The 22,377-nt window shown below is 70.8% G+C and carries 17 protein-coding genes; 15 read left to right on the top strand and 2 right to left on the bottom strand.

Annotated elements, in window-relative coordinates; all coding sequences use genetic code 11:
• Positions 1–73: 73 nt before the first annotated feature.
• The 11 genes from ACFXOO_RS13490 to ACFXOO_RS13440 all read left to right on the top strand — a co-directional run bounded on the left by ACFXOO_RS13490 (position 74) and on the right by ACFXOO_RS13440 (position 15,434).
• Positions 74–1,351, top strand: coding sequence for an endo-1,4-beta-xylanase (locus ACFXOO_RS13490; RefSeq protein ID WP_394563922.1), 1,278 nt, complete (start codon positions 74–76; stop codon positions 1,349–1,351).
• A gap of 35 nt (positions 1,352–1,386) precedes the next feature.
• Positions 1,387–2,592: a xylose isomerase gene (gene xylA, locus ACFXOO_RS13485; protein ID WP_394563863.1), complete on the top strand. Its 1,206-nt coding sequence runs from the start codon at positions 1,387–1,389 to the stop codon at positions 2,590–2,592.
• Between the two features lie 106 nt (positions 2,593–2,698).
• Positions 2,699–4,000, top strand: coding sequence for a xylulokinase (gene xylB, locus ACFXOO_RS13480; RefSeq protein WP_378841671.1), 1,302 nt, complete (start codon positions 2,699–2,701; stop codon positions 3,998–4,000).
• Positions 4,001–4,044: 44 nt separating this feature from the next.
• Positions 4,045–4,905: a transposase gene (locus ACFXOO_RS13475; protein ID WP_394563862.1), complete on the top strand. Its 861-nt coding sequence runs from the start codon at positions 4,045–4,047 to the stop codon at positions 4,903–4,905.
• Positions 4,902–6,164, top strand: a complete 1,263-nt coding sequence (locus tag ACFXOO_RS13470; RefSeq protein ID WP_394563860.1) for an alpha/beta fold hydrolase — start codon at positions 4,902–4,904, stop codon at positions 6,162–6,164. The genes ACFXOO_RS13475 and ACFXOO_RS13470 overlap by 4 nt, the downstream gene beginning before the upstream one ends.
• Positions 6,165–6,202: 38 nt before the next feature.
• Positions 6,203–7,402: a cation:proton antiporter gene (locus ACFXOO_RS13465; RefSeq protein ID WP_378841665.1), complete on the top strand. Its 1,200-nt coding sequence runs from the start codon at positions 6,203–6,205 to the stop codon at positions 7,400–7,402.
• A gap of 31 nt (positions 7,403–7,433) precedes the next feature.
• Positions 7,434–7,925 (top strand): glutaminase, encoded by a 492-nt coding sequence (locus ACFXOO_RS13460; RefSeq protein ID WP_394563859.1) that lies wholly within the window; start codon positions 7,434–7,436, stop codon positions 7,923–7,925.
• Between the two features lie 117 nt (positions 7,926–8,042).
• Positions 8,043–10,259, top strand: a complete 2,217-nt coding sequence (gene glgX, locus ACFXOO_RS13455; protein WP_394563858.1) for a glycogen debranching protein GlgX — start codon at positions 8,043–8,045, stop codon at positions 10,257–10,259.
• Between the two features lie 85 nt (positions 10,260–10,344).
• On the top strand, positions 10,345–12,723 hold the full coding sequence (gene treY, locus ACFXOO_RS13450; protein ID WP_394563857.1) for a malto-oligosyltrehalose synthase: 2,379 nt from the start codon (positions 10,345–10,347) through the stop codon (positions 12,721–12,723).
• A 68-nt stretch (positions 12,724–12,791) separates the two neighbouring features.
• Positions 12,792–14,537, top strand: a complete 1,746-nt coding sequence (gene treZ / locus ACFXOO_RS13445; protein WP_394563856.1) for a malto-oligosyltrehalose trehalohydrolase — start codon at positions 12,792–12,794, stop codon at positions 14,535–14,537.
• Between the two features lie 69 nt (positions 14,538–14,606).
• Positions 14,607–15,434: a tryptophan-rich sensory protein gene (locus ACFXOO_RS13440; RefSeq protein WP_394563855.1), complete on the top strand. Its 828-nt coding sequence runs from the start codon at positions 14,607–14,609 to the stop codon at positions 15,432–15,434.
• A 39-nt stretch (positions 15,435–15,473) separates the two neighbouring features.
• Here the strand turns inward: ACFXOO_RS13440 and ACFXOO_RS13435 are convergent, their stop codons facing one another.
• Entirely contained in the window at positions 15,474–16,232 is a 759-nt protein-coding gene (locus ACFXOO_RS13435; RefSeq protein WP_394563853.1) for a GMP synthase, read from the bottom strand.
• Between the two features lie 101 nt (positions 16,233–16,333).
• On the opposite strand from ACFXOO_RS13435, the gene ACFXOO_RS13430 reads away from it, so the two are divergent.
• The 4 genes from ACFXOO_RS13430 (at position 16,334) to ACFXOO_RS13415 (ending at position 21,850) form a co-directional block, all read left to right on the top strand.
• A complete protein-coding gene (locus ACFXOO_RS13430) occupies positions 16,334–16,990 on the top strand; it encodes an RNA polymerase sigma factor (protein WP_394563852.1) in 657 nt (218 codons plus the stop codon).
• On the top strand, positions 16,980–17,465 hold the full coding sequence (locus ACFXOO_RS13425; RefSeq protein WP_378841649.1) for a hypothetical protein: 486 nt from the start codon (positions 16,980–16,982) through the stop codon (positions 17,463–17,465). Before ACFXOO_RS13430 ends, ACFXOO_RS13425 begins: the two co-directional genes overlap by 11 nt.
• 102 nt (positions 17,466–17,567) lie before the next feature.
• Complete coding sequence (locus ACFXOO_RS13420; protein ID WP_394563851.1) at positions 17,568–19,235, top strand: S8 family peptidase; 1,668 nt, start codon at positions 17,568–17,570, stop codon at positions 19,233–19,235.
• Between the two features lie 35 nt (positions 19,236–19,270).
• Positions 19,271–21,850: a CHAT domain-containing protein gene (locus ACFXOO_RS13415; protein ID WP_394563850.1), complete on the top strand. Its 2,580-nt coding sequence runs from the start codon at positions 19,271–19,273 to the stop codon at positions 21,848–21,850.
• Positions 21,851–22,041: 191 nt separating this feature from the next.
• Here ACFXOO_RS13415 and ACFXOO_RS13410 read toward each other — a convergent pair whose 3' ends face one another.
• Positions 22,042–22,374 carry a biopolymer transporter Tol gene (locus ACFXOO_RS13410; RefSeq protein WP_378854252.1) on the bottom strand — a complete coding sequence of 111 codons (333 nt, stop codon included), beginning with the start codon at positions 22,372–22,374 and terminating at the stop codon, positions 22,042–22,044.
• Positions 22,375–22,377: the final 3 nt, after the last annotated feature.

Here is a 22,377-nt window from a genome sequence, read left to right as displayed (position 1 = left end):
AGGATGCGACGCCGTGGCCGCTGCTGTTCCCCCGATCGATCCCTCCCTGAGGCATCGCATCGCCGACGTGACCATGAGGGTGCTCGACGATGCCGGTCAACCCCTGCCGGGTGCTTCGGTGACCGTCGCGCAGACACGCCACGCCTTCTCGTTCGGCAACATCGGATTCGATTTCCTCCCGCGTGCCGGCGGCGATCCCGATCACCACGCGCACGAGGACGTCGAGACGTTCGGCGGCGGGACCGGTCGACAGCTCGAGCGGCTCGAGCACCTCGAGGCGCTGTGGCTCGATCTGTACAACACGGCGACCCTCCCGTTCTACTGGGGTCGCTTCGAGCCCGAGCGGGGCAGACCCGACACCGCGCGATTGCGAGCCGCCGCGCAGCGCTTCGCCGACCGCGGTGTGACCGTCAAAGGTCACCCCCTCGTCTGGCACACCGTCACGGCGCCCTGGCTGCTCGATCTGCCGGTGGCCGAGGTGGAGCAGGCGCAGCGCGAGCGCATCCGCCGGGATGTCGGTGATTTCGCCGGCCTGATCGACACGTGGGACGCCATCAACGAGGCCGTCATCATGCCCGTCTTCGACAACGGCGACAACGGCATCACGCGGATGGCCCGCGAGCTCGGCCGTATTCCCACCGTGCGACTCGCGTTCGAGGAGGCGAGGCGGACCAATCCGGGCGCCACCCTTCTCATCAACGATTTCGACCTCGGTTCGGCCTACGAATGCCTCATCGAGGGTGTACTCGAGGCCGGTGTGCAGATCGATGCGATCGGACTGCAGACCCACATGCACCAGGGCTATCGCGGCGAGGATGCCGTCCTGGCCGTCGTCGATCGGTTCGCCCGGTTCGGCCTCCCGCTGCACATGACCGAGACCACCATCGTGTCGGGTCACCTCATGCCGCCCGAGATCGAAGATCTCAACGACTATCAGATCGACGAGTGGCCCTCGACCCCCGAGGGTGAAGAGCGGCAAGCGGATGAGCTCGTCCGCCATTACCGTTCGCTCGTGTCGCATCCGTCGGTGCAGGCCGTCAACTACTGGGGGCTGAGTGACGACGGAGCGTGGCTCGGCGCACCGGTGGGGCTCGTCCGGGCGGACGGGACGGTCAAGCCCTCGTACACGGCGGTCCACGACCTCATCAAAGGCGAGTGGTGGATGCCGCCGACGACGCTGGTGGCGGATGCCGAGGGCGTCGTCCGCTTCCGCGGCTTCGCGGGCGAATACGAGGCGACCGCGCGAGGCGGGCGCACGGTCGTCCTATCGTTCCCGAACCCCGGTCCGACTCGGATCGACGTGCGTCTGCCGTCCTCCTCGGGGGTGGACGCGGCATCCGATCTGTTATAGGTTGTTAACCGCAACAATTCCCGCGAAGGAGCGACATGCCCACCCAGACTTCTGGCCCCACCCCCACCCGTGACGACAAGTTCTCGTTCGGTCTCTGGACCGTCGGCTACAACGGCGCCGACCCGTTCGGCGGGCCGACCCGTCCGCCGCTGGACACCGTCCACGCCGTCGAGAAGCTCGCCGAACTCGGCGCCTACGGCCTCACCTTCCACGACGACGACCTGTTCGCGTTCAGCTCCACGGACGCCGAGCGTCAGACGCAGATCGACCGGCTCAAGGGTGCTCTGGCCGACACCGGTCTGATCGTGCCCATGGTCACCACCAACCTGTTCTCGGCTCCGGTGTTCAAGGACGGCGGCTTCACCTCCAACGACCGCGACGTCCGTCGCTTCGCGTTGCGCAAGGTCTTCCGTCAGCTCGACCTCGGCGCCGAGCTGGGCGCGAAGACGTTCGTCATGTGGGGCGGGCGCGAGGGCGCCGAGTACGACTCCGCGAAAGACATCCGTCAGGCGCTTGAGCGCTACCGTGAGGCCGTCAACCTGCTCGGCGACTACGTGACCGATAAGGGCTACGACATCCGCTTCGCCATCGAGCCCAAGCCCAACGAGCCCCGCGGCGACATCCTGCTGCCTACGCTCGGCCACGCGATCGCATTCATCGACTCGCTCGAGCGCCCCGAGCTCGTCGGCGTGAACCCGGAGACCGGTCACGAGCAGATGGCCGGCTTGAACTTCGCCGCGGGTATCGCGCAGGCGCTGTACCACGGCAAGCTCTTCCACATCGACCTCAACGGACAGCGCGGCATCAAGTACGACCAGGACCTGGTCTTCGGTCACGGCGACCTGCACAACGCGTTCGCCCTCGTCGATCTGCTCGAGAACGGCGGCCCGGGTGGGGTCCCCGCCTACGACGGGCCGCGTCACTTCGACTACAAGCCGTCGCGCACCGAAGACGAGAACGGTGTCTGGGACTCGGCGGCCGCCAACATGCGCACCTACCTCCTGCTCAAGGAGCGCGCCGCGGCCTTCCGCGCCGATCCGGAGGTGCAGGAAGCGCTCGCCGCCGCCAAGGTCGACGAGTTGTCGGTGCCCACGCTGAACGAGGGTGAGACGTACGACGACTTCCTCGCCGACCGCTCGGCGTACGAGGACTTCGACACGGACGCGTATTACGGCGGCAAGGGCTTCGGCTTCGTGCGGCTGCAGCAGCTGGCCACCGAGCACCTGCTCGGCGCCCGCTGACCCGTGCGGGGCCGCCGTCGCGGCGGCCCCGTATCCGTCTGGCTTGACGACGTGGGCCACCGTCGCCACGGAGCTTCGGCGAGAGAAGACGTGAGAAGAGAGACAGATGACATTCGCCATGGGAGTCGACTCGTCGACGCAGTCCTGCAAGGTCGTGATCACGGATGCCGCGACCGGCCGTGTCGTTCGTGAGGGGCGCGCCGCGCACCCCGACGGCACCGAGGTCGACCCCGCCGCCTGGTGGAGTGCCCTCCAGTCCGCGATCGCCGACGCCGGCGGTATGGACGACGTCACCGCCTGGGCGATCGGCGGACAGCAGCACGGCATGGTCGTGCTCGATGATCGCGGGCACGTCATCCGACCCGCTCTGCTGTGGAACGACACGCGCTCGGCCGGCGCGGCGGCGGACCTGATCGCGGAGTTCGGCGCGGAAGAGCTCGCGCGGCGCACGGGGCTCGTGCCCGTCGCCTCCTTCACGATCACGAAACTGCGCTGGTTGCGCGACGCCGAACCCGACAACGCCGCCCGCGCGGCGGCGGTGGCACTGCCCCACGACTGGCTGACCTGGCGGCTGCGCGGCTACGGCCCCGAGGGCGAGTCCGCACTCGGCCCGGTGCTCGGTGAGCTCGTCACCGATCGCTCGGATGCCTCGGGCACGGGGTACTTCACTCCGCAGGACGACGGCTACGACCGCGAGCTTCTGCGCGCGGCCCTCGGGCACGATGCCGTGCTGCCGCGTGTGCTCGGACCCCTCGACCATGTCCTCGACGCGGACGGCCGACGCGTCGGCGCGGGCGCGGGCGACAACGCCGGCGCCGCGCTCGGTCTCGGGGCAGGCCCCGGAGACGTCGTCGTCTCGATCGGCACGAGCGGCACGGTGTTCGCAGTCAGCGCCGACCGCACGATCGATCCGACCGGTACCGTCGCGGGGTTCGCCGACGCCGACGGGCACTTCCTGCCGCTGGTGGCCACGCTCAACGCCGCCCGTGTTCTGGACGTGACGGCGCGACTCCTCGGCGTCGGCCATGGCGAGCTCAGCGAGCTGGCGCTGGCTGCGCCCGAGGGTGCCGGGGGCTTGACGCTCGTGCCCTACTTCGAAGGCGAGCGCACACCCAACCTGCCGGACGCCACGGCCTCGCTCTCGGGTATGACACTGGCCTCGACGACGCGTGAGAACCTCGCCCGTGCCGCGGTCGAAGGCATGCTCGGCGGTCTCGCCGCCGGACTCGAAGCGCTGCGCGGGCTCGGGGTGCCTCTCGAACGGGCGCTGCTCGTCGGCGGCGGTGCGCAGTCGGAGGCGGTGCGCCGTATCGCTCCGCTCGTCCTGGGTCTGCCGGTGGACGTGCCCGCTCCAGGGGAGTACGTCGCGCTCGGCGCGGCTCGTCAAGCCGCACGCATCGCCGGCTGAACCCGCCGCTCGCGCTCGCGCGCGCCGGGCGACAGAATGGCGTCATGGGCGATGCCGCGACCTCCGCCGAGAACGGCGCGTCGGTGGACGCTGCGGCCGCCGAGCTGTACGCGAGGGAGCCCGGGGAGTTCACGGCCGCCCGCAACACCCGCGCGGACGCCACGACCGATCGGGCGGCGGCCAAGGCCATCCGGGCGCTCCGGAAGCCGACGGTGGCGGCGTGGGCGGTCAACCTGCTCGCTCAGGGTCAGCGGCTGGGCGACGCCCTCGAGCTCGCGGCCGAGCTGCGCGAGGCGCAGGAAGACCTGGACGCAGCCGAGCTCAGTCGACTGGGGCGGCAGCGGCGAGCGTTGGTCGCGGCCCTCGCCGCCGACGCGGTCGGGCTCGCCCGCGCGCGAGGAGTGGCCGTCAGTCAGAGTGCTCGCGACGAGATCGAGAACACGCTGAACGCCGCGATGACGGATGCCGCGGCCGCCGCCGCGGTCGGCTCCGGCCGTCTCGTGCGGACGCTCCGCGCTTCGGGCCTCGAGGAGGTCGATCTCGAGGGCGCCGTCGCGGGATCGGCCCCCGCGTCCGCAGCTCAGCCCCGCACCCGCGACGACCTGGCGGAGCGCCGCGCACGCAAGGAGGCCGAGCGCGTACTGCGCGAAGCGGAGCGGGCGCTCGCCGACGCGGACCGGGACGTCGCCAGGACCGCGGCTCGCGAGGCCAAGGCGCGGGAGCGCGCCGGCCATCTGCAGGAGCGCATCGACGACGTGCAGGCGCAGCTCGACGCGCTGCGCGCGGATGCCTCGACCGCAGCATCCGATCTCGACGAGCGTACGGCGGAGCACCGGACGGCCCGGTCGCTCGCCGATGACGCCCGTGCCGCGCGTGACGCCGCCCGGGCAGGAGTGCCGTCGTGACCGACCCCGGCCCGCCGGACCGCGCCGATCCCGACACCGCCGTGCCGCCCGCCTCCGCCCCCCGGAAGGCTCGCCGTGCCCATCGCCTCATCGTCGGATTCTTCGCTGCAGTGCTCGCCGTCGCGATCGTCGTCATCACGGCCGAGGAGATCCGCGTCGCGGGCGACGCCGCCGAGCGACCCGGCGTCGCGGCCTTCTATGCGCAGCCCTCGCCCGCACCCGCCGGCGCCCCCGGCGACATCCTCACGTCGGAGGAGCTTCTCGGCGCCCCCGCGGGCGCACGCGCGTGGCGCCTCATGTACCACTCCCGCGACCTGAATGACGCGGACGTGATCGTGACGGGCATCCTCGTGGTGCCGCTCACGCCGCCCCCCGCCGGCGGGCGCACGATCGTCTCGTGGGGACATCCGACCACGGGCTCCGCGACCGACTGCGCGCCGTCGTCCGGATTCGACCCCTTCTTCCTCATCGAGGGACTCCGCGCGCTCCTGGACCGGGGGTACGCCGTCGTCGGCACGGATTACCTGGGTATGGGGACGCCCGGTGCCAACTCCTACCTGATCGGCGAGACCGCGGGCAACAACGTGCTCGACGCCGTCCGGGCCGCTCAGCACATCCCCGCTGTGAACGCGAGCGACCGCGTCGTGCTGTGGGGGCATTCCCAGGGCGGGCAGGCGGTGCTATTCGCGGCGGAGCGGGCGGCGACCTACGCGCCGGAGCTGAAGATCCAGGCGGTCGCGGCCGCGGCACCGGCGGCCGACCTCACGTCGCTGATGGCTGCGCACCTCGACGACATCTCCGGCGTGACGATCGGGTCCTATGCCTTCGCGGCGTACGCGGGCGTGTACGGACCGTCCGTCGCGGGCGCCGACCTCGCGGACATCCTCACCCCCGCGGCGGTGGCCCTCATCCCGCAGATGACGTCGCTCTGCCTGCTGTCGAACATCACGGAGCTGCACAGGATCGGCGAACCGCTGGTGGGCGCATTCACCTCCAGCGATCCGACGAAGACCGAGCCGTGGGCGGGGCTGTTCGCCGAGAATTCGGCGGGGCAGACCGGGTTCGACGCGCCCCTGTTCCTCGCGCAGGGCCTGGATGACACCCTCGTCGTCCCCGCCGACACCCAGGCCTTCGCGCAGCACGAAGCTTCCCTCGGCATCGACGTCACGTACGAGCCGATCTCGTCCGCCACGCACGGCACGGTGGCCTACCTGGCCGTGCCGGCACTCATGGAGTTCCTCGACGCCAAGGTGCGCTGACCCGACGGCGGCGGCCCCGCTGTCGCTACTGTGAACGCGTGGACCTCGACGGCAGCACACTCTTCATCATCCCGCTGGTCGCTGTACTCGCACCGCTGCTCTCGCGCGGGATCGCACGGTGGCTGCCGGTGCCCATCGTGGTGTTCGAGCTGCTGCTCGGCATCCTGGTCGGCCCGAGCGTCCTCAACTGGGCGCAGGCCTCCGACTTCGCCGCCGCCCTGTCGCAATTCGGTCTCGCGCTGCTGTTCTTCGTCGCCGGCACCGAGATCCAGTTCTCGTCGCTGGCCGGGCGATCCGGTCGGCGGTCGGTGCTCGGCTGGGTGATCAGCATCGCGGTCGGATGCGTGCTCGGCTGGCTCATCGCGCCGGGCGAGCCCGCCATCATCATCGGCATCGCCCTGTCGTCGACGGCACTCGGCACGCTGCTGCCGATCCTGCGGGACGCCCGCGAGCTCGGCACGCCCTTCGGTCACGCCGTGAGCGCGGTCGGCGCCGTGGGCGAATTCGGACCCCTGATCGCCATCTCGATCTTCCTCGGCAGCCGCGAGCCCGGACTGTCGACGATCGTCCTCGCGCTCTTCGCGTTGATCGCCGCCCTGGCGATCTGGTGGGCCATGCGCGCGCCGCAGGGCCGATTCCACTCCTTCGTGAACGCGACGCTGCACACCTCGGGGCAGTTCGCGATGAGGGTCGTGCTGCTCATCCTCGCCACCCTCGTCGTGATCAGCGTCGTCCTCGACATCGACTTCCTCCTCGGGGCGTTCACCGCCGGCATCGTCTGGCGACTCATCATGCGCGAGGCGAAGGAGGCCGACCGCGAGGCGGTGGAGAGCAAGATCGAGGCGATCGCGTTCGGCTTCCTCGTGCCGGTGTTCTTCGTCTACACCGGGGTGACCTTCGACCTCACCTCCTTCTTCGAGCAGCCCCTGCTGCTCGTCGGCGTGGCGGCGGCGCTGCTCGCGCTGCTCGTCGTCCGCGGTCTCCCCTCGATGCTCGCCGCGCCCGCGGGGGCGAGTGCGAAGGAACGCTGGTCGGTCATGCTGATGGGGGCGACGGGCCTTCCGATCATCGTCGCCGTGACCTCGGTCGCGGTCGCCGACGGTGTGCTGTCGACCGGCTTCGCCTCGGTGCTCGTGGGAGCCGGGATGCTGTCGGTGCTCGTCTTCCCGCTCGTGGCGATGGGGCTGCGCGGCGAGCGCGCGAGCGTGCGCACCGCGGTCGCCGAGGGGCCGGCGTGATCACGAGCGTGCGCGCAGCGGCCGGCCGACCGTGACCGACCTGCACGGGCTCTTCTCCCGGGCGCGCGAACGTCTCGAGGGGGCGCCGCAGGAGGCGCTCGGCGACCTGCTGACGGGTCGGCGCTTCCTCGGCATCGCCCGCGCCGACCGCATCAAGCCCTACGGCGAGGCCTGGCATCTCGGCGTGCTGCTGCTCACCGCCGACGAGGTGCTGGCGACCGGCGAGATCGTGCGCGCGCGCACCGAGGCCCCGCGCGGCTACACGGCGGAGTCGCAGCGGGCGAGGTCTGCGCTCGCCGCCGCGGCCGCACGCGGAGGCTTCCCCGATGGACGGGCGGTGCACGTCGGGTGGCGCCGGCTCGACCTCGACGCGATCGCACGGGGCGCGGCATCCGTCCCCCTCAGTGTCGTGGACGGCGAGCCCCTCGTGCAGTGGAGCGGGTCGGCGATGCGCACTCCGCTCGCCGGTTACCTCGACGAACGGGTCGAGCTGCTGCTGCGCCCGCCCTTGGGTGCGAACTGACCCTCTGTCAAGACCCGGGACCCTTTCCGCGCCATCGACCATGCTCGAACGGGCCCTCCGCCGGGCAGCGTGACCACGCTCGACTAAGGTGGGGAGGTTGAAAGAGGGGATCGAGACATGCAGTCATGGCCAGGATCGAGCTATCCGCTGGGGGCGACGTTCGACGGGAACGGCACGAACTTCGCGATCTTCAGCGAGGGGGCTGAGCGCGTCGAGCTCTGCCTGTTCGGCGACCGCGGGAAGGAGACCCGCGTCCCGCTGCTCGAAGTCGATGCCTTCGTCTGGCACGTCTACCTGCCGACGATCGGACCCGGCCAGCGCTACGGCTACCGCGTGTACGGCGACTACAACCCGGCGAGCGGCAATCGCTACAACCCGAACAAACTGCTCCTGGACCCGTACGCGAAGGCGGTCGACGGGCAGGTCAACTGGAACCAGTCGGTCTTCTCGTACAACTTCGGCGACCCGGATTCCCGCAACGATCTGGATTCCGCCGCCTCGATGATGAAGGGGGTCGTCATCAACCCCTTCTTCGACTGGGCCGGTGACCGTCAGCCGAAGACGCCGTACTCCGAGTCGTTCATCTACGAAGCCCACGTGAAGGGCCTCACCGAACTGCACCCCGACGTGCCCGAAGAGCTGCGCGGCACGTACGGCGGCATCGCCCACCCGGCGATCATCGAGCACCTGAAGAAGCTCGGCGTGACGGCGATCGAGCTCATGCCGGTGCACCAGTTCGTCAACGATTCGACCCTTCAGGAAAAGGGACTGTCGAACTACTGGGGCTACAACACGATCGCCTTCCTCGCGCCCCAGAACTCCTACGCGGCCACAGGCCAGCGCGGTCAGCAGGTGCAGGAGTTCAAGGGGATGGTCCGCGCCCTGCACGCCGCGGGCATCGAGGTCATCCTCGACGTGGTGTACAACCACACCGCCGAGGGCAACCACATGGGCCCGACGCTCTCGATGCGCGGCATCGACAACGCGGCCTACTACCGACTCGAAGACAACGACAAGCGGTATTACACCGACTACACCGGCACCGGCAACAGCATGAACGTCGGCAACCCGCACACGCTGCAGCTCATCATGGACTCGCTGCGGTACTGGGTGCTCGAGATGCACGTCGACGGCTTCCGATTCGACCTCGCCTCCACGCTGGCTCGGGAGTTCTACGACGTCGACCGGCTGTCGACCTTCTTCGAGCTCGTGCAGCAGGACCCGGTGGTCTCGCAGGTCAAGCTCATCGCCGAGCCGTGGGACATCGGCCCCGGCGGCTACCAGGTGGGCAACTTCCCCCCGCAGTGGACCGAGTGGAACGGCAAGTACCGTGACACGGTCCGCGACTTCTGGCGCGGTGAGCCCGCCACCCTCGGCGAGTTCGCGTCGCGCATCACCGGCTCGGCAGACCTGTACGCCAACTCGGGTCGTCGACCGGTGGCATCCATCAACTTCGTCACCGCCCACGACGGCTTCACGATCCGCGACCTCGTCAGCTACAACGAGAAGCACAACGACGCCAACGGTGAGAACAACAACGACGGCGAATCGCACAACCGCTCGTACAACTTCGGGGTCGAGGGTCCGACCGACGACCCCGAGGTGCTCACGATGCGCGCGCGCCAGCAGCGCAACTTCATCGCGACGATGCTGCTCTCGCAGGGTGTGCCGATGCTGCTGCACGGCGACGAACTCGGGCGCACGCAGCAGGGCAACAACAACGGCTACGCGCAGGACAACGAGCTGACGTGGGTGCACTGGGACCAGATGGATCACCCGCTGGTCGAGTTCACCGCGGCCCTCGCCAAGCTGCGGCGCGAGCATCCGACCTTCCGTCGTCGGCGGTTCTTCGACGGGCGCCCGGTGCGCCGCGAAGAGGGCGAGCGCGTGCCCGACATCGTGTGGCTGCGGCCCGACGGCACGCAGATGCAGCCCGAGGACTGGGACTCCGGCTTCGGCCGCGCGATCGGCGTGTTCCTGAACGGCGACGGCATCCGCGAGCGTGATCGCCGCGGTCAGCCGATCGACGACCTGCACTTCATCATCATGTTCAACGCGAGCGACGACGAGATCGACTTCACGATCCCCGCCGTCGAGTTCAGCCCCAACTGGGACGTCCTCGTGGACACGGCCGGCGCGCAGTCCGACACCGGTCCGATCCCTCCGGGGGCGACCGTGAAGGTGTCCGCGAAGTCGACGATGGTGCTCGCCGAGCACTCCGAGCCCGAGGTCGAGGCGGACCACTCCGTCGCGGCGTCGCTCGCCGCCGTGATGACGGGCTCGATCGACCTGGTGCCCGGCGCCTCGCCGACCCCGGAGATGCGCACGTCGTAGCCCGTGAGTGCCCGCGCCGTCACCCATCGTTCCGGCGCGGGCACTCTGCACTCCATAGGCGGGTCACCCCGCGAGAGGACGCCCCATGTCTGAGCACCCGTCATCGACCTACCGCCTGCAGATCCGGCAGGCCTTCGATCTGGATGCGGCGGCCGCCGTCACGGACTACCTGCGCGACCTCGGGGTGGGGTGGGCGTACCTGTCGCCTCTGCTCACGGCAGCGACCGGGTCGGACCACGGCTACGACGTCGTCGATCCCACCCGGGTCGACCCGGCCAGGGGCGGAGCGGACGGCCTCGACCGTTTCGCAGTGGCCGCGCGGGCCGCGGGCCTGGGCATCCTGATCGACATCGTGCCGAACCACATGGGCATCGCGGATCCGCGGGAGAACCACTGGTGGTGGGACCTCCTCACGCACGGGCGCGACTCGAGCTACGCCGAGGCGTTCGACATCGACTGGGACTACGGCCACGACCGCGTGCGGGTCCCTGTCCTCGGCTCCCCGCTCGACGAAGCGATCGCCGACATCGAGATCCGGACGGATGCCTCGCGCCGCGCGCCCTTCGGCACACTGCGCTACTTCGACCACGTGCTGCCGTTGGCGCCGGGGTCGGTGCCGGCGGGCGCCGACCTGCGCGACGCCGCGACGGTGCGCTCGATCGCGGACGCACAGCACTACGAGCTGAGCTTCTGGCGCGACGAGGCGACCGCGCTCAATCACCGCCGCTTCTTCACCGTGACCACCCTCGCGGGGGTGCGCGTCGAGGTGCCCTGGGTGTTCGACGAGACACACGCCGAGGTCGTCCGGTGGATCCGCGAGGGCCTCGCGGACGGTCTGCGGATCGACCACCCCGACGGCCTGCGCGACCCCGGGGCCTACCTCGAGCGGCTCGCGGCGGCGACCGACGGCACCTACGTCGTGGTCGAGAAGATCCTCGAGCCCGACGTGCAGGGTGAGCCCGAAGCGCTCGCCGCGTGGTGGGAGACCGACGGCACGACCGGGTACGACGCCCTCGGCGAGGGGGAACGCGTGCTCATCGACGCGAGCGGCGAGGATCTGCTGGACGCGCTGGACGCGCGGCTCCGGGCGGGCACGGACCTGCCCGAGCCGCAGAGCTGGCACGAGCTGATCCACGACACGAAGCGCGACGTGGCAGACACCACCCAGGCCGCCGAAGTGGGCCGACTTGTCCGTACCCTGCCCGCATCGATCGACCTCCCGCCCGAGCGGGCGCGCGATGCCCTCGCCGAACTGCTGGCCTGCTTCCCGACCTACCGTTCCTACCTCCCGGCCGGACGCAGGTGGCTCGCGCAGGCGGCGGCCGCGGCATCCGCTCACCGTCCTGATCTGACCGATGCGATCGACGCACTCGTTCCGGTGCTCGCCGACCCGTCCGAGGAGGTCGCGCAGCGCTTCCAGCAGACGGCGGGACCGGTGATGGCCAAGGGCGTGGAGGACCGCGCGTTCTACCGCTACACGCGGTTGGGCTCTCTCACCGAGGTGGGGGGAGACCCGGGGCTCTTCTCGTCGACGGTCGACGAGTACCACCGTGCGCAGGCGACGCGGCAGTCGGGGTGGCCGCGCGCGATGACGACACTGTCGACGCACGACACGAAGCGGGGCGAAGACGTCCGCGCGCGCCTCGACGTGCTCGCGGAGGTCCCGCAGCGCTGGGCCGATGTGCTCGACGCCTCCCGCGCGATCGCGTCGACGGGTCACGGTCCGTTCGACAACCTGCTCTATCAGGCGATCGTCGGCTCGTGGCCCGCATCGCGCGAGCGGCTGCACGACTATGCCGAGAAGGCCGCCCGCGAAGCAGCCGAGCGGACGAACTGGTTCGACCCCGACGCCGCATTCGAAGACGGTATGCACGTGCTGGTCGACGCGGTGTTCGACGACGCCGATCTCGCGGCACTCCTGCGCGGCTTCGTCGCCGAGATCTCGGCGCCCGGCTGGTCGAATTCGCTCTCCCTCAAGCTGCTGCAGCTCGCGGGCCCCGGCGTCCCCGACGTCTACCAGGGCAGCGAGCTCTGGGAGACGTCGCTCGTCGACCCCGACAACCGCCGCGCCGTCGACTACGAGGAGCGACGTCGGCTGCTCGCCGAGCTCGACGGGGGCCTCGTGCCGCCCGTGGACGAGACCGGTGCGGCGAAGCTCCTGGTCGTCTCCCGCGCCCTGCGGCTGCGTCGCGACCGCCCCGAGCTCTTCGCGCGATACACCCCGATGACGGTGGTGGGTCCGGGTGCGGATCACGCGATCGCCTATGACCGGGGCGGGGCCCTCGTCGTCGCGACCCGGCTGCCGGTCGGGCTGGAGGCCCGCGGAGGATGGGGTGACACCGCCCTCCTGCGGCACGCAGGTGCGGTGACGGATGCTTTCACCGGGCGCCGCTTCGACGGTTCGACGCTGCGGCTGTCGGAGGTGCTGTCGGTGTACCCCGTGGCGCTGCTGGTGGCGGAGTGAGCGGCGCCCCGGTCTCGACCCGCATTTCGCCGAGCGGTCGTACGCATGAGTGATGGAGAGGGAAGACGATGAGCGTGGATGTGTGGGCACCCCGGGCCGAACGGGTCCGGCTGCGCCGGCCCGACCAGGACGACCTCGAGCTGACGGCCGTCGACGGCGGTTGGTGGAGCGCCGAGGTCGCGCTCGCCGACGGCGATGAGTACGGGTTCGTGCTGGGCGACGGCGACGAGCTTCGGCCCGACCCGCGCTCGCGCCGCCAGCCGTGGGGAGTGCACGGGGCATCCGCGGTGTTCGATCCGTCGGTCTTCGCGTGGACCGACCGCGAGTGGACGGGGCGCCACCTCGCGGGCGCCCTCATCTACGAGCTGCACCTCGGCACGTTCACGCCGGGCGGCACGCTCGACTCGGCGATCGAGCGCCTCGACCACGTCGCCGATCTGGGTGTGACCCATGTCGAGCTGCTGCCGGTGAACGGCTTCAACGGCGTCTGGAACTGGGGCTACGACGGCGTGCTCTGGTACACCGTCCACGAGGCCTACGGCGGACCCGCGGCGTACCAGCGGTTCGTCGACGCCGCCCACGCGCGGGGTCTCGCGGTGATCCAGGACGTCGTCTACAACCACCTCGGACCGAGCGGCAACTACCTGCCGGAGTTCGGCCCCTACCTGCGCGAGGGCACCCGCAACTCGTGGGGCGACTCCGTGAACCTCGATGAGCCGGTCGTACGCGACTACATCGTGCAGAACGCGCTGATGTGGATGCGGGACTACCACGTCGACGGCCTGAGACTGGACGCCGTCCACGCTCTGCACGACACGAGCGACGTGCACATCCTGCAGGAGCTGGCCGAGGCATCCGACGCGCTCGCCGCACACCTGGGGCGGCCGCTGACTCTGATCGCCGAGTCCGACCTCAACGACCCGAAGCTCATCATGCCGCGCGAGGCCGGAGGCTACGGTCTCGCAGGTCAGTGGAGCGACGACTACCACCACGCGGTGCACGTCGCGGTGACCGGCGAGACGGCCGGCTACTACGAGGACTTCGCGGCCCTCGAGGCGCTTCCCAAGGTGTGGACCGACGGGTTCTTCCACAACGGCACGTACTCGTCGTTCCGCGGCAGCGATCATGGATTCCCCATCCCCGCGACGGTGCCGACCTCCCGCCTGGTCACCTTTGCGCAGGACCACGACCAGATCGGCAACCGCGCCGCCGGCGACCGGCTCAGTCAGCATCTGTCGTACCGGCGCCTCGCCGTGACCGCGGTGCTCACGCTGCTTTCTCCGTACACCCCGATGCTGTTCATGGGTGAGGAGTGGGGCGCGTCGACGCCCTGGCAGTTCTTCACGTCGCACCCCGAACCCGAGCTCGGCGACGCGGTCTCACACGGGCGTCTCGAGGAGTTCACGAAGATGGGGTGGGATGAGTCGCTGGTTCCCAACCCGCAGGATCCGCAGACCTTCGAGCGCTCCAAGCTGGACTGGAGCGAGGTCGAGCAGGATGATCACGCGCGCCTCCTGCAGCTCTACCGCGACCTCGGAGCGCTGCGACGGCGCTGGCCGTCGCTGACCGACCCGGCTTTCGCCACTCTGGCCGCCGCGAGCGGCTCCCAGGAGTCGAGCGACCCCGCCGACCGCGCGTTCGCTTTCGCACACGGCGAGCTGTCGGTGCTGGTGAACCTGACCACGGAGCCGGTCGCGTGGGATGTCTCGGCGGGCCGCGGCATCCTGCTGACGACGGATGCCGCGGCCGAGGTCGACGACGGGGAAGTGGTCGTGCCGTCCGAGGCGGCCGTGGTCGTGGGTCCGCTCGAGTGAGCGCCGTTTCCGCAGCCGGGCATGTCAAGCCCCGATGCGCACGCCCCCGATCCGCTTAGTCTCGATCACATGGCACACTCGTCGCGCGCTTCCCAGACTCCGGTCGGCCTCGATCTCGTCCGCCAGATCGTCGTGATCTCGGCGGTGTCGTTCATGCTGATCGGCGCGATGGTCGGCATCGGCCTGTTTGGTGGCTCGGCCGTGCAGGACCTGCAGAACGGTGCCCTCGACGCGGATGCCTCCTATCTGGCGCCCGCCCGCCAGGCGTTCTCGATCTGGTCCGTCATCTACGTCGGGCTGATCATCTACACGATCTGGCAGGCGCTGCCCCAGCAGCGCGCGAACTCGCGTCAGCGCGAGCTCGGCTGGCTGATCGCCCTGACCGCGGTGCTCAACGGGCTCTGGCTCGTCGTCGCGCAGTTCGCGACCCTGCCGCTGACGGTCCTCGCGATCGTCGCCCTGCTGATCGCCCTGGGGTTCACGTTCCACCGTGCGGTCGTCACGCGGGTTCCCGACGACGGCCTGGTCGACGCGATCCTCATCGACGGCGTGACCGGACTGCACCTCGGGTGGGTCACCCTCGCGACGGTGGCCAACACGGCCGCGTGGCTGACGGTGAGCGTGCCCGCCGAGTGGGCGGATGCCGCGACCCCCATCGGCATCGCCGTGCTCGTCGTCGTCGCCGTCATCGGGATCGCGATCGCGTGGATCAGCGGCTGGCGCATCGCGCCCGGCCTCGCCCTCGCGTGGGGACTGACATGGCTGGCGGTGGGTCGGCTGACGGGGGAGCCGCACAGCACGGGGATCGGCGTGACCGCCGTCATCGTCGCCGTGGCCGTCCTCGTGCCGGCGCTCCTGGTCGCCGGGCTGCGGATGCTCCGCCCGCAAGGGGACTGACACCACCCCGCACGGATCGGTGCGAGGATCGCGCCGTCGTCAGGCGGCGTCGGCGGGGCCGAACGACCGCGCGAAGGCACGCAGCATCCGCGCCGGCTCGGTGACGGATGCCGCGAGCACACGACCGGCGACGGCCTTGTAGTCGTTCGCCGCGAAGTAGCCGTCGTCTCGGTAGACGGCCATCCGCTCGGTGAAGGCCTTCGTCGTCGGCTCGGGGTGGAACTGCGTAGCGTAGAGGCGCTCGCCGACCCGGTAGGCCTGCACGGGGCACGCGTCGTTGACGGCCAGCAGCTCGGCACCGGGGGGGACCTCGGCCGAACCCTCTTTGTGCGCGGTCAGGGCGGCGAACTGCGACGCGAGCCCGCCGAGGAGGTCGTCTCCCTGGCCGGCCGGCGTGAGGGTCACGGTCATAGGCCCGGTGTCCTCCGGGTATCCGCGAGAGACCGTGCCCCCCAGCATCCTCGTCACGACGCCGATCCCGTAGCAGGTGAAGATCGCGGCGACCGGCGGAGCCGACCCGTCCAGCACGCGATCGGCGATGCGGGCGAGATCGCCCTCGAGCCGCCGCTGCACGTCGTGCTTGCTCGTCTCGGGATCGGTCACGTTGAAAGGGCTGCCCCCGACCAGGAACCCGCTGTACTTCTCGAACGCGTCCGCGGGCAGCGCCTCCGCCACGAGGTCGTGCTGATGCAGGCGCGTCTCGTCGAGCCGCGTCGCGCGCCGGAAGGACTCGTACTCGGCGGCCGCGGCCCCCTTCTGGGGACGCACGCAGACGTAGAGCAGGGGCGCGGTCGTCATGCAGGGAGTCTATGGCGGCGGCGCCCGCGGACGAACGCGATGACGGATGTATCACCGATTGCCCTATCGCACTCCCTGTCTGTGTGGAGACAATGGGCGCTATGACGGCGATCGATCGTGCGGGTGCGGCCGACCCGACCGACCCGACCGACGCGTCCGCCGGCGCCGGCGACGCGAGCGGCCTCCCGCGGTGGGAACGTGCGGCCGCCCTGTTCCTGCGCTGGCGCGAGGGAGACACCCGCGCGATGGACGAGCTCGTGCGCATCATGACCCCTGTGCTCTGGCATGTCGTCCGCGCCTACGGCCTCGACAGTGCGCTCGCGGAGGACGTCGTCCAGACGACGTGGATGACGCTCGTCCGACGGCACGGATCCATCACCGAGCCGCTCGCGATCTCGGGTTGGCTGACGACGTGCGCGCGTCGCGAGGCCTGGCGCGTCGGCAAACTCCATCGTCGGTCCGACGCCACCGAGACGGAGTCGCTGGAGCCGCATCTGCCGACCGCGGCCTCGGCCGAGGACGAGGTGACGGTCAGCGACGAATCGCACCGCCTGTGGCGACTGGTGGGGGAGTTGAACGACCGCTGCCAGCGTCTGCTGCGCGTCGTGGCGTTCGATGAGCGCCCGGACTATGCGCGGATCGCGGCGGACCTCGCCATGCCCGTCGGCTCCATCGGGCCGACGCGCCAGCGCTGCTTGGCGAAGCTGCGCACCCTGTGGGAGAACGCGGCACCGGGAGGAGAGAACCATGGACGTTGACGATCACCCCGCGGACGGGTACGCGGCCGATGCGGCGCTCTTCGCGCGGCTGCGAACGGCGTGGATGCAGGTGGACCCCGTCCCGGCCGGACTCGTCGATCGGATGGTGGCGGCCGTCGCCGTCGAGGACCTGAGTCGTGAGTACGCCCTGCTGACCCTCGTGGAGGGAGCGGCGGTCTCGGCGACGCGCGGCGAGGCCGAGACCGCGACCCTGCAGTTCAGCGACGGGAGCACCAACGTGCTGCTGCACATCAGCACCCTCGAGTCGGGTCAGCACCGCATCGACGGGTGGATCGACGCGCCCACCCTTGCCATACGCCTCGCACAGGGCGAGAGCGAGCGGTCGGCCGAGGCCGCCGAACACGGCCGGTTCGCCTTCGACGAGGTGGCGTCCGGGATCTCGCGCATCCGCCTGGTCGTGCGGGCCGACGACGGCGAGCTGCGCGAGTTCCAGACACCCCAGTTCGAGATCTGATCGGATGCCGCGGCCCCCGCCGCGGCATCCGATCGTCCCGGCACCGACCGGCCGGACACCGCAATGCCCCCGCGCACCTGACGCGGACCCGAAGGAGAGACCATGACAGACCTGCCCCCCTCCGCCTCCGATGATGCGCGTGATCAGCGTCCGGTCGATTGGCGCAGGCGATACGACGCGGCACGCGCGCAGGGGGTGCCCCTCGATCCGCGCAGCGAGCCGGTGCGTGGCGTGGACGCCTACCCCACGGTGTACGCCGCGGACCACCTGCTGCTCAGCACCGGCGCCGAGCTCGACGAGCTGCTCACCCGGCTTCGGGAGGCGGCATCCGATTTCGGCTGGGGGATCGAGCTGCAGAACCTCGACGGGACGCCTCTGGAGCGCGACCGAGCCGTGGAGCGGGCGGAGCGCGCCCGGCGGGAGCTCGATCTGCCGACGATCCACCGCGTCGAGATCTTCCCTCAGCCGAGCCCCGACAAGGACGACCAGCCCGTGCCGCCCATCGACGCCTGGCGCCTGCTCCAGCGTGCGCGGGCGCGGTTCGGTCGGGACCTCGCCGGGGTCTCGCTCGATCACGTGCTCAGCGTCGACCCGTTCGGCAGCACCAACCCCTTCGGCAGCACCAACCCGTTCGGCAGCACGAATCCGTTCGGCAGCACGAATCCCTACGGCAGCACGAACCCGTTCGGGAGCACCAACGTCCCCGGAACAGGCGGATACGCGATGGTCGGCAGCGGCGGCAGGCAGGTCGTCGACTACATCGGGCCCGCCCCCGAGCGGCGTCGCGAGCTGGCCGCGGAAGGTCGTCGTCCCGTCGTCGCGGTGCTCGACACCGGATGCGGCCGGCACTCCTGGCTGCCGGAGAAGATCGTCACGCGCTCCCCGACGTTCGACGGCGAGGTGATCGGCATGGACGACCCCGCGACCGATCCCGAGACACACGGCGACATCGTGGGTGCATACGACGGGGCGCTCGATCCCTCGGCCGGTCACGGGACGTTCATCGCCGGCATCATCCGTCAGGTCTGCCCCGAGGCCGACATCATCGCGGTCCGGGTCGCCGACAGCGTCGGCACTCTGCTGGAGGGCCAGTTCATGCTGGCGGTTCGGACGATCGTGAAGATGATGACGACGCCCGTCGAGGACGGGGGCCGCAGGGTCGACGTGCTCAACCTGTCTCTCGGCTATTACCACGAGACCCCCGAGGACGAGCTGTTCGACCACACGCTGTCGCAGCTGCTCGTCGTCGCGCGCCGGCACGGGTGCGCGGTCGTCTGCTCGGCCGGCAACGACGCGACGGACCGGCCCGCCTTCCCCGCGGCGCTGTGGGACTGGCCCGGCGCGCAGTTCGCGGTCGACGACCCCGACGATGCCGCGCCGCACGTGAGCGTGGGGGCGCTCAACCCCCACCGCGCGTCGGTCGCGCTGTTCAGCAACCTCGGGGCGTGGGTGAAGGTCTACGCGCCCGGGGCGGCGGTGCTGAGCACGTCACCACCGTTCCTCGGCGGTGTGCAGGCGGGGTCGCGCAACGACCGGTACGGCATGCGCCGCGAGAGCATCAAACCTGACGACTTCACCGGTGGTTTCGCGCTCTGGAGCGGAACGTCCTTCGCGGCGCCCTTCGTCGCGGGGGCGCTCGCCGCCGCGCTCGAACCCGGCCTCATGGACGGGTCGATCGCCGACACGGCCGGCCTCATCCAGGCCGCGCGCCGGGCCGCCGATGGTTTCGACGACACCATGAACGGGGTGTCGCTGGCACCCAGCCGCTGAGTGCGACCTGGGTCCCGGTCCGCGAGCCGCGTCGGATGCAGGTTCCCGAGGGGGTTTTCCGTGCATCCGACACGGCTCACGCCGGAGTGACGGCAGTGGCGGTCGTGGAGCACGTGCACGATGATGAGGGCGTGGCCCGGACCGCGGAAGACTTCCATCGGCGTGCCGTCGAACTGAGCAACAACGGCAGATACGCCCCGGCGCAGCGCGCGCTGGACGCCGCTGAGCGCACGGCGGACGCCGACCTGCGCGCGCGCATCGTCGGCACGCGGGCCTTCGTCCTGCAGCGCACCGGCGCCCCGGACGAGGCCGAGAGGCTCTGTCGAGAAGCGCTCGCCGGGCCGGGACTCAGCGATCACACGATCGCCATCCTCAACGGCCAGCTCGGAGCGCTCGCGATGTACGGCGGCCGTCTGGAGGAGGCTCACAAATGGCTCTCCCGCGCGATCAGCAGGCTCAGCGACGACCCCGTCTCGGCCGCCCGGGTGCGGATCAACAGGAGCCTCGCCAGCTCGCAGCGCGGTCGCCTCGACGACGCGGCGGCCGACCTCGAGGTGGCGATCGAGACGTTCGACGCGGCGGGACACCCGGTCGAGGCCGCCCACGCCCGTCACAACCTCGGGTACTTCGCCCTCCTCGCAGGAGACATCGTCGCCGCCCTGCAGGACATGCAGGCCGCGCGCCCGGTGACCGCCGCCACGCCTGTCGGCGCCGCGATCGGCGACGTCGACCGCGCGGAAGTGCTCCGCGACGCGGGCCTGTCGACCGAGGCCGAGCGCATCCTCGAGCGCACGGCGAGCCTCTTCGGGACACTCCGGATGCCGCAATCCCGCGCCGAGGCGGAATTCAATCTCGCCCGATCCCTCCTGACCCATGACGCCCAGCGTGCCGTGCGTCCGGCGGGCGCAGCCGAGCGGCGCTTCCGCGCGCTGGGCAACGACACCTGGGCCGCGCGCGCCCGCGCCGTCAGACTGCGCGCGCTGCTCGCGGGCGGCTCCCTCGACCGGGGAGGCGAACGCGTACCCGAACCGCGTCGCAAGCTCCGACGCGACGACATCGACGACACCGCCGCGATCCTGGATCACCGCGGCTTCCGCGGTGAGGCGGCGGCGCTGCGCATGGCGCACGAGCTCTGGCGGGCCCGCCACGCGGCGGCGATGGACGGTTCGAGCAGAGCGATCCGCATCCCCGCGGATGCTTCGATGGACGTGCGGCTGATGGCGCACGAGGTGCGCGCAGCCCGTGCGGCGACGATCGGGCGGGACGGCGAGTCGCGTCGCCACGCCGCGCGCGGCCTCGACGTGCTCGCCGAGTGGCAGCGCACGTACGGCAGCCTCGACCTGCAGACCTCCATCAGCATGCACGGCGCCAGCCTGATCTGGACGGGACTGGACGCGGCTGTCCGCTCCCGCCGCCCCGAGGTCGTCTTCGAATGGTCTGAGCGTGCGCGCCACCTGAGCCAGCAGGTCGTCCCCCTGCGCCCTCCCCCCGATCCCGAATTCGCCGCGGAACTCGCAGAGCTGCGGATGCTGCGCGCCGATGATCCGAGCGGCGCGTGGCTCTCCGATCCGCGGGCGGCCACCCTGTACGACCGCGCACGCGAGCGACAGTGGTCGGCCACGGGGTCGGTGGAGTTCCAGAAGCGGATCGACCTGCCGGAGCTGAGGTCGGCCCTGGACTCCGACACCGCCCTGCTGGCATTCGTCTACTCCGGCGTGGGCATGCATGCGCTCGTCGTGACGTCGGAGCGCGCCTCGCTCGTCGACGTCGACCGGTGGGGCGACGTGCAGCGCGCTCTGCCCGGCCTCCGAGCCGACCTCGATATGGCGGCGAGCATCCGCACCGGCCCGATGGCGGAGGTCATCGCCCGCTCGCTGCGGGAACGCCTGGAGTCGCTGTCGGCGGCGCTGCTGGACGGACCTCTCGGACTCACGTCGGCACGGCGCATCGTCATCACCGTCCCGGGCGTGCTCAACAGCATCCCCTGGGGGGTGCTGCCGGCGCTGCAGGGGCGGGTCTTCACCTTGGCGGTGTCGGCCACCCGGTGGGCGCGGCTGCACCGGTCGCCCGCGGTCGAGCACGGGTCGATCGGGTTCGCGGTGGGCCCGCGCGTCGCGCGCGGTCTCGAGGAGGTGCGGGCCGCGGCATCCGCGTGGCCGTCCTCATCCCTGCTGCACGGCGAGGACGCCACGGTCGACGCGGTCACCGAGCTCGCCGCGGGTGTCGATCTGCTGCACGTCGCCGCCCACGGTCGACACGCTCTGGACAACCCGCTCTTCTCGGGCCTGTCGCTGGCCGACGGAACGCTCTTCGGGTACGACATCGACCGCATGCCGCGCGTACCGAGCACCGTGGTGCTGTCGGCGTGCGAGGTCGGGCGTTCGGCCGTGCGGTGGGGGGAGGAGGCGATCGGGATGACGCGCACTTGGCTGCACGCCGGTACCCGCGCCGTGGTCGCGACCCCCGTGATCGTCGCCGATGACGTCGCATGCGAGCTGCTCGGGGCGATGCACGCCGGTCTCGCCGAAGGGTTGCCGCCTGCAGAAGCGCTGGCCGCGGCATCCGCCCGCACCGGCATCGTGGCGCCGTTCCAGACCCACGGGGCGGGCTTCTGAGTTTTTCGGGGCGCGGTGTATCAGGGCGGGTGTCGTCCGCTCTGGATATGCGGAACGACGGATCGTGCGGATGATGTCTGGGGGTGTCAGCCGCTGGGGGCGACGGTGATCCTGGGGCGCGAGAGCGTGATCACCGAACGCCGTTCCGAGGGGGGATGTCGCAGAGACCCAGGTCGGCGACATCCCCTCTGTCAGGCTCCCGCAGTGCGGTCGAGTCCGTCGAGTTCGCGCAGCGCCTCCCGTGCGCGTTCGAGTCGCGCCGGCTCCGGCTCGTCCCACCAGTACGGACCTCGCTCGCCGAGACCGTGCTTGGCCAGACCGACGCGGCGGCGGGAGGCGGCGACGGCGTCATCGTCGCCCTGCCGCTTCGCCGCACCCACGCCGGATCGTCCTCGACCGAGGTGAGATTTCAGGGCGGCGACGACGGGCTCCGGAAGCGACGGGTCGGTGCGTCGCCAACGGCGTCCGCCGACGATCAGCCATCGCTCGTCGTCGGTGGCAGGGTCGGGGCTGTCGGGGTGCACTAC

The sequence above is a fragment of the Microbacterium sp. P03 genome, assembly GCF_043556235.1.
Lineage (GTDB): Bacteria > Actinomycetota > Actinomycetes > Actinomycetales > Microbacteriaceae > Microbacterium.
Note: the sequence above shows the minus strand (reverse complement) of the source record. Positions and strands in the feature narration are given on the sequence as shown.

Coding starts and splice junctions, on each gene's coding strand:
- xylA (WP_394563863.1), top strand. CDS start 1,387: ATGCCCACCCAGACTTCTGGCCCCACCCCCACCCGTGACGACAAGTTC.
- glgX (WP_394563858.1), top strand. CDS start 8,043: ATGCAGTCATGGCCAGGATCGAGCTATCCGCTGGGGGCGACGTTCGAC.
- ACFXOO_RS13490 (WP_394563922.1), top strand. CDS start 74: ATGAGGGTGCTCGACGATGCCGGTCAACCCCTGCCGGGTGCTTCGGTG.
- ACFXOO_RS13420 (WP_394563851.1), top strand. CDS start 17,568: ATGACAGACCTGCCCCCCTCCGCCTCCGATGATGCGCGTGATCAGCGT.
- ACFXOO_RS13415 (WP_394563850.1), top strand. CDS start 19,271: ATGCAGGTTCCCGAGGGGGTTTTCCGTGCATCCGACACGGCTCACGCC.
- treY (WP_394563857.1), top strand. CDS start 10,345: ATGTCTGAGCACCCGTCATCGACCTACCGCCTGCAGATCCGGCAGGCC.
- ACFXOO_RS13430 (WP_394563852.1), top strand. CDS start 16,334: ATGACGGCGATCGATCGTGCGGGTGCGGCCGACCCGACCGACCCGACC.
- xylB (WP_378841671.1), top strand. CDS start 2,699: ATGACATTCGCCATGGGAGTCGACTCGTCGACGCAGTCCTGCAAGGTC.
- ACFXOO_RS13435 (WP_394563853.1), bottom strand. CDS start 16,232: ATGACGACCGCGCCCCTGCTCTACGTCTGCGTGCGTCCCCAGAAGGGG.
- treZ (WP_394563856.1), top strand. CDS start 12,792: ATGAGCGTGGATGTGTGGGCACCCCGGGCCGAACGGGTCCGGCTGCGC.
- ACFXOO_RS13475 (WP_394563862.1), top strand. CDS start 4,045: ATGGGCGATGCCGCGACCTCCGCCGAGAACGGCGCGTCGGTGGACGCT.
- ACFXOO_RS13425 (WP_378841649.1), top strand. CDS start 16,980: ATGGACGTTGACGATCACCCCGCGGACGGGTACGCGGCCGATGCGGCG.
- ACFXOO_RS13440 (WP_394563855.1), top strand. CDS start 14,607: ATGGCACACTCGTCGCGCGCTTCCCAGACTCCGGTCGGCCTCGATCTC.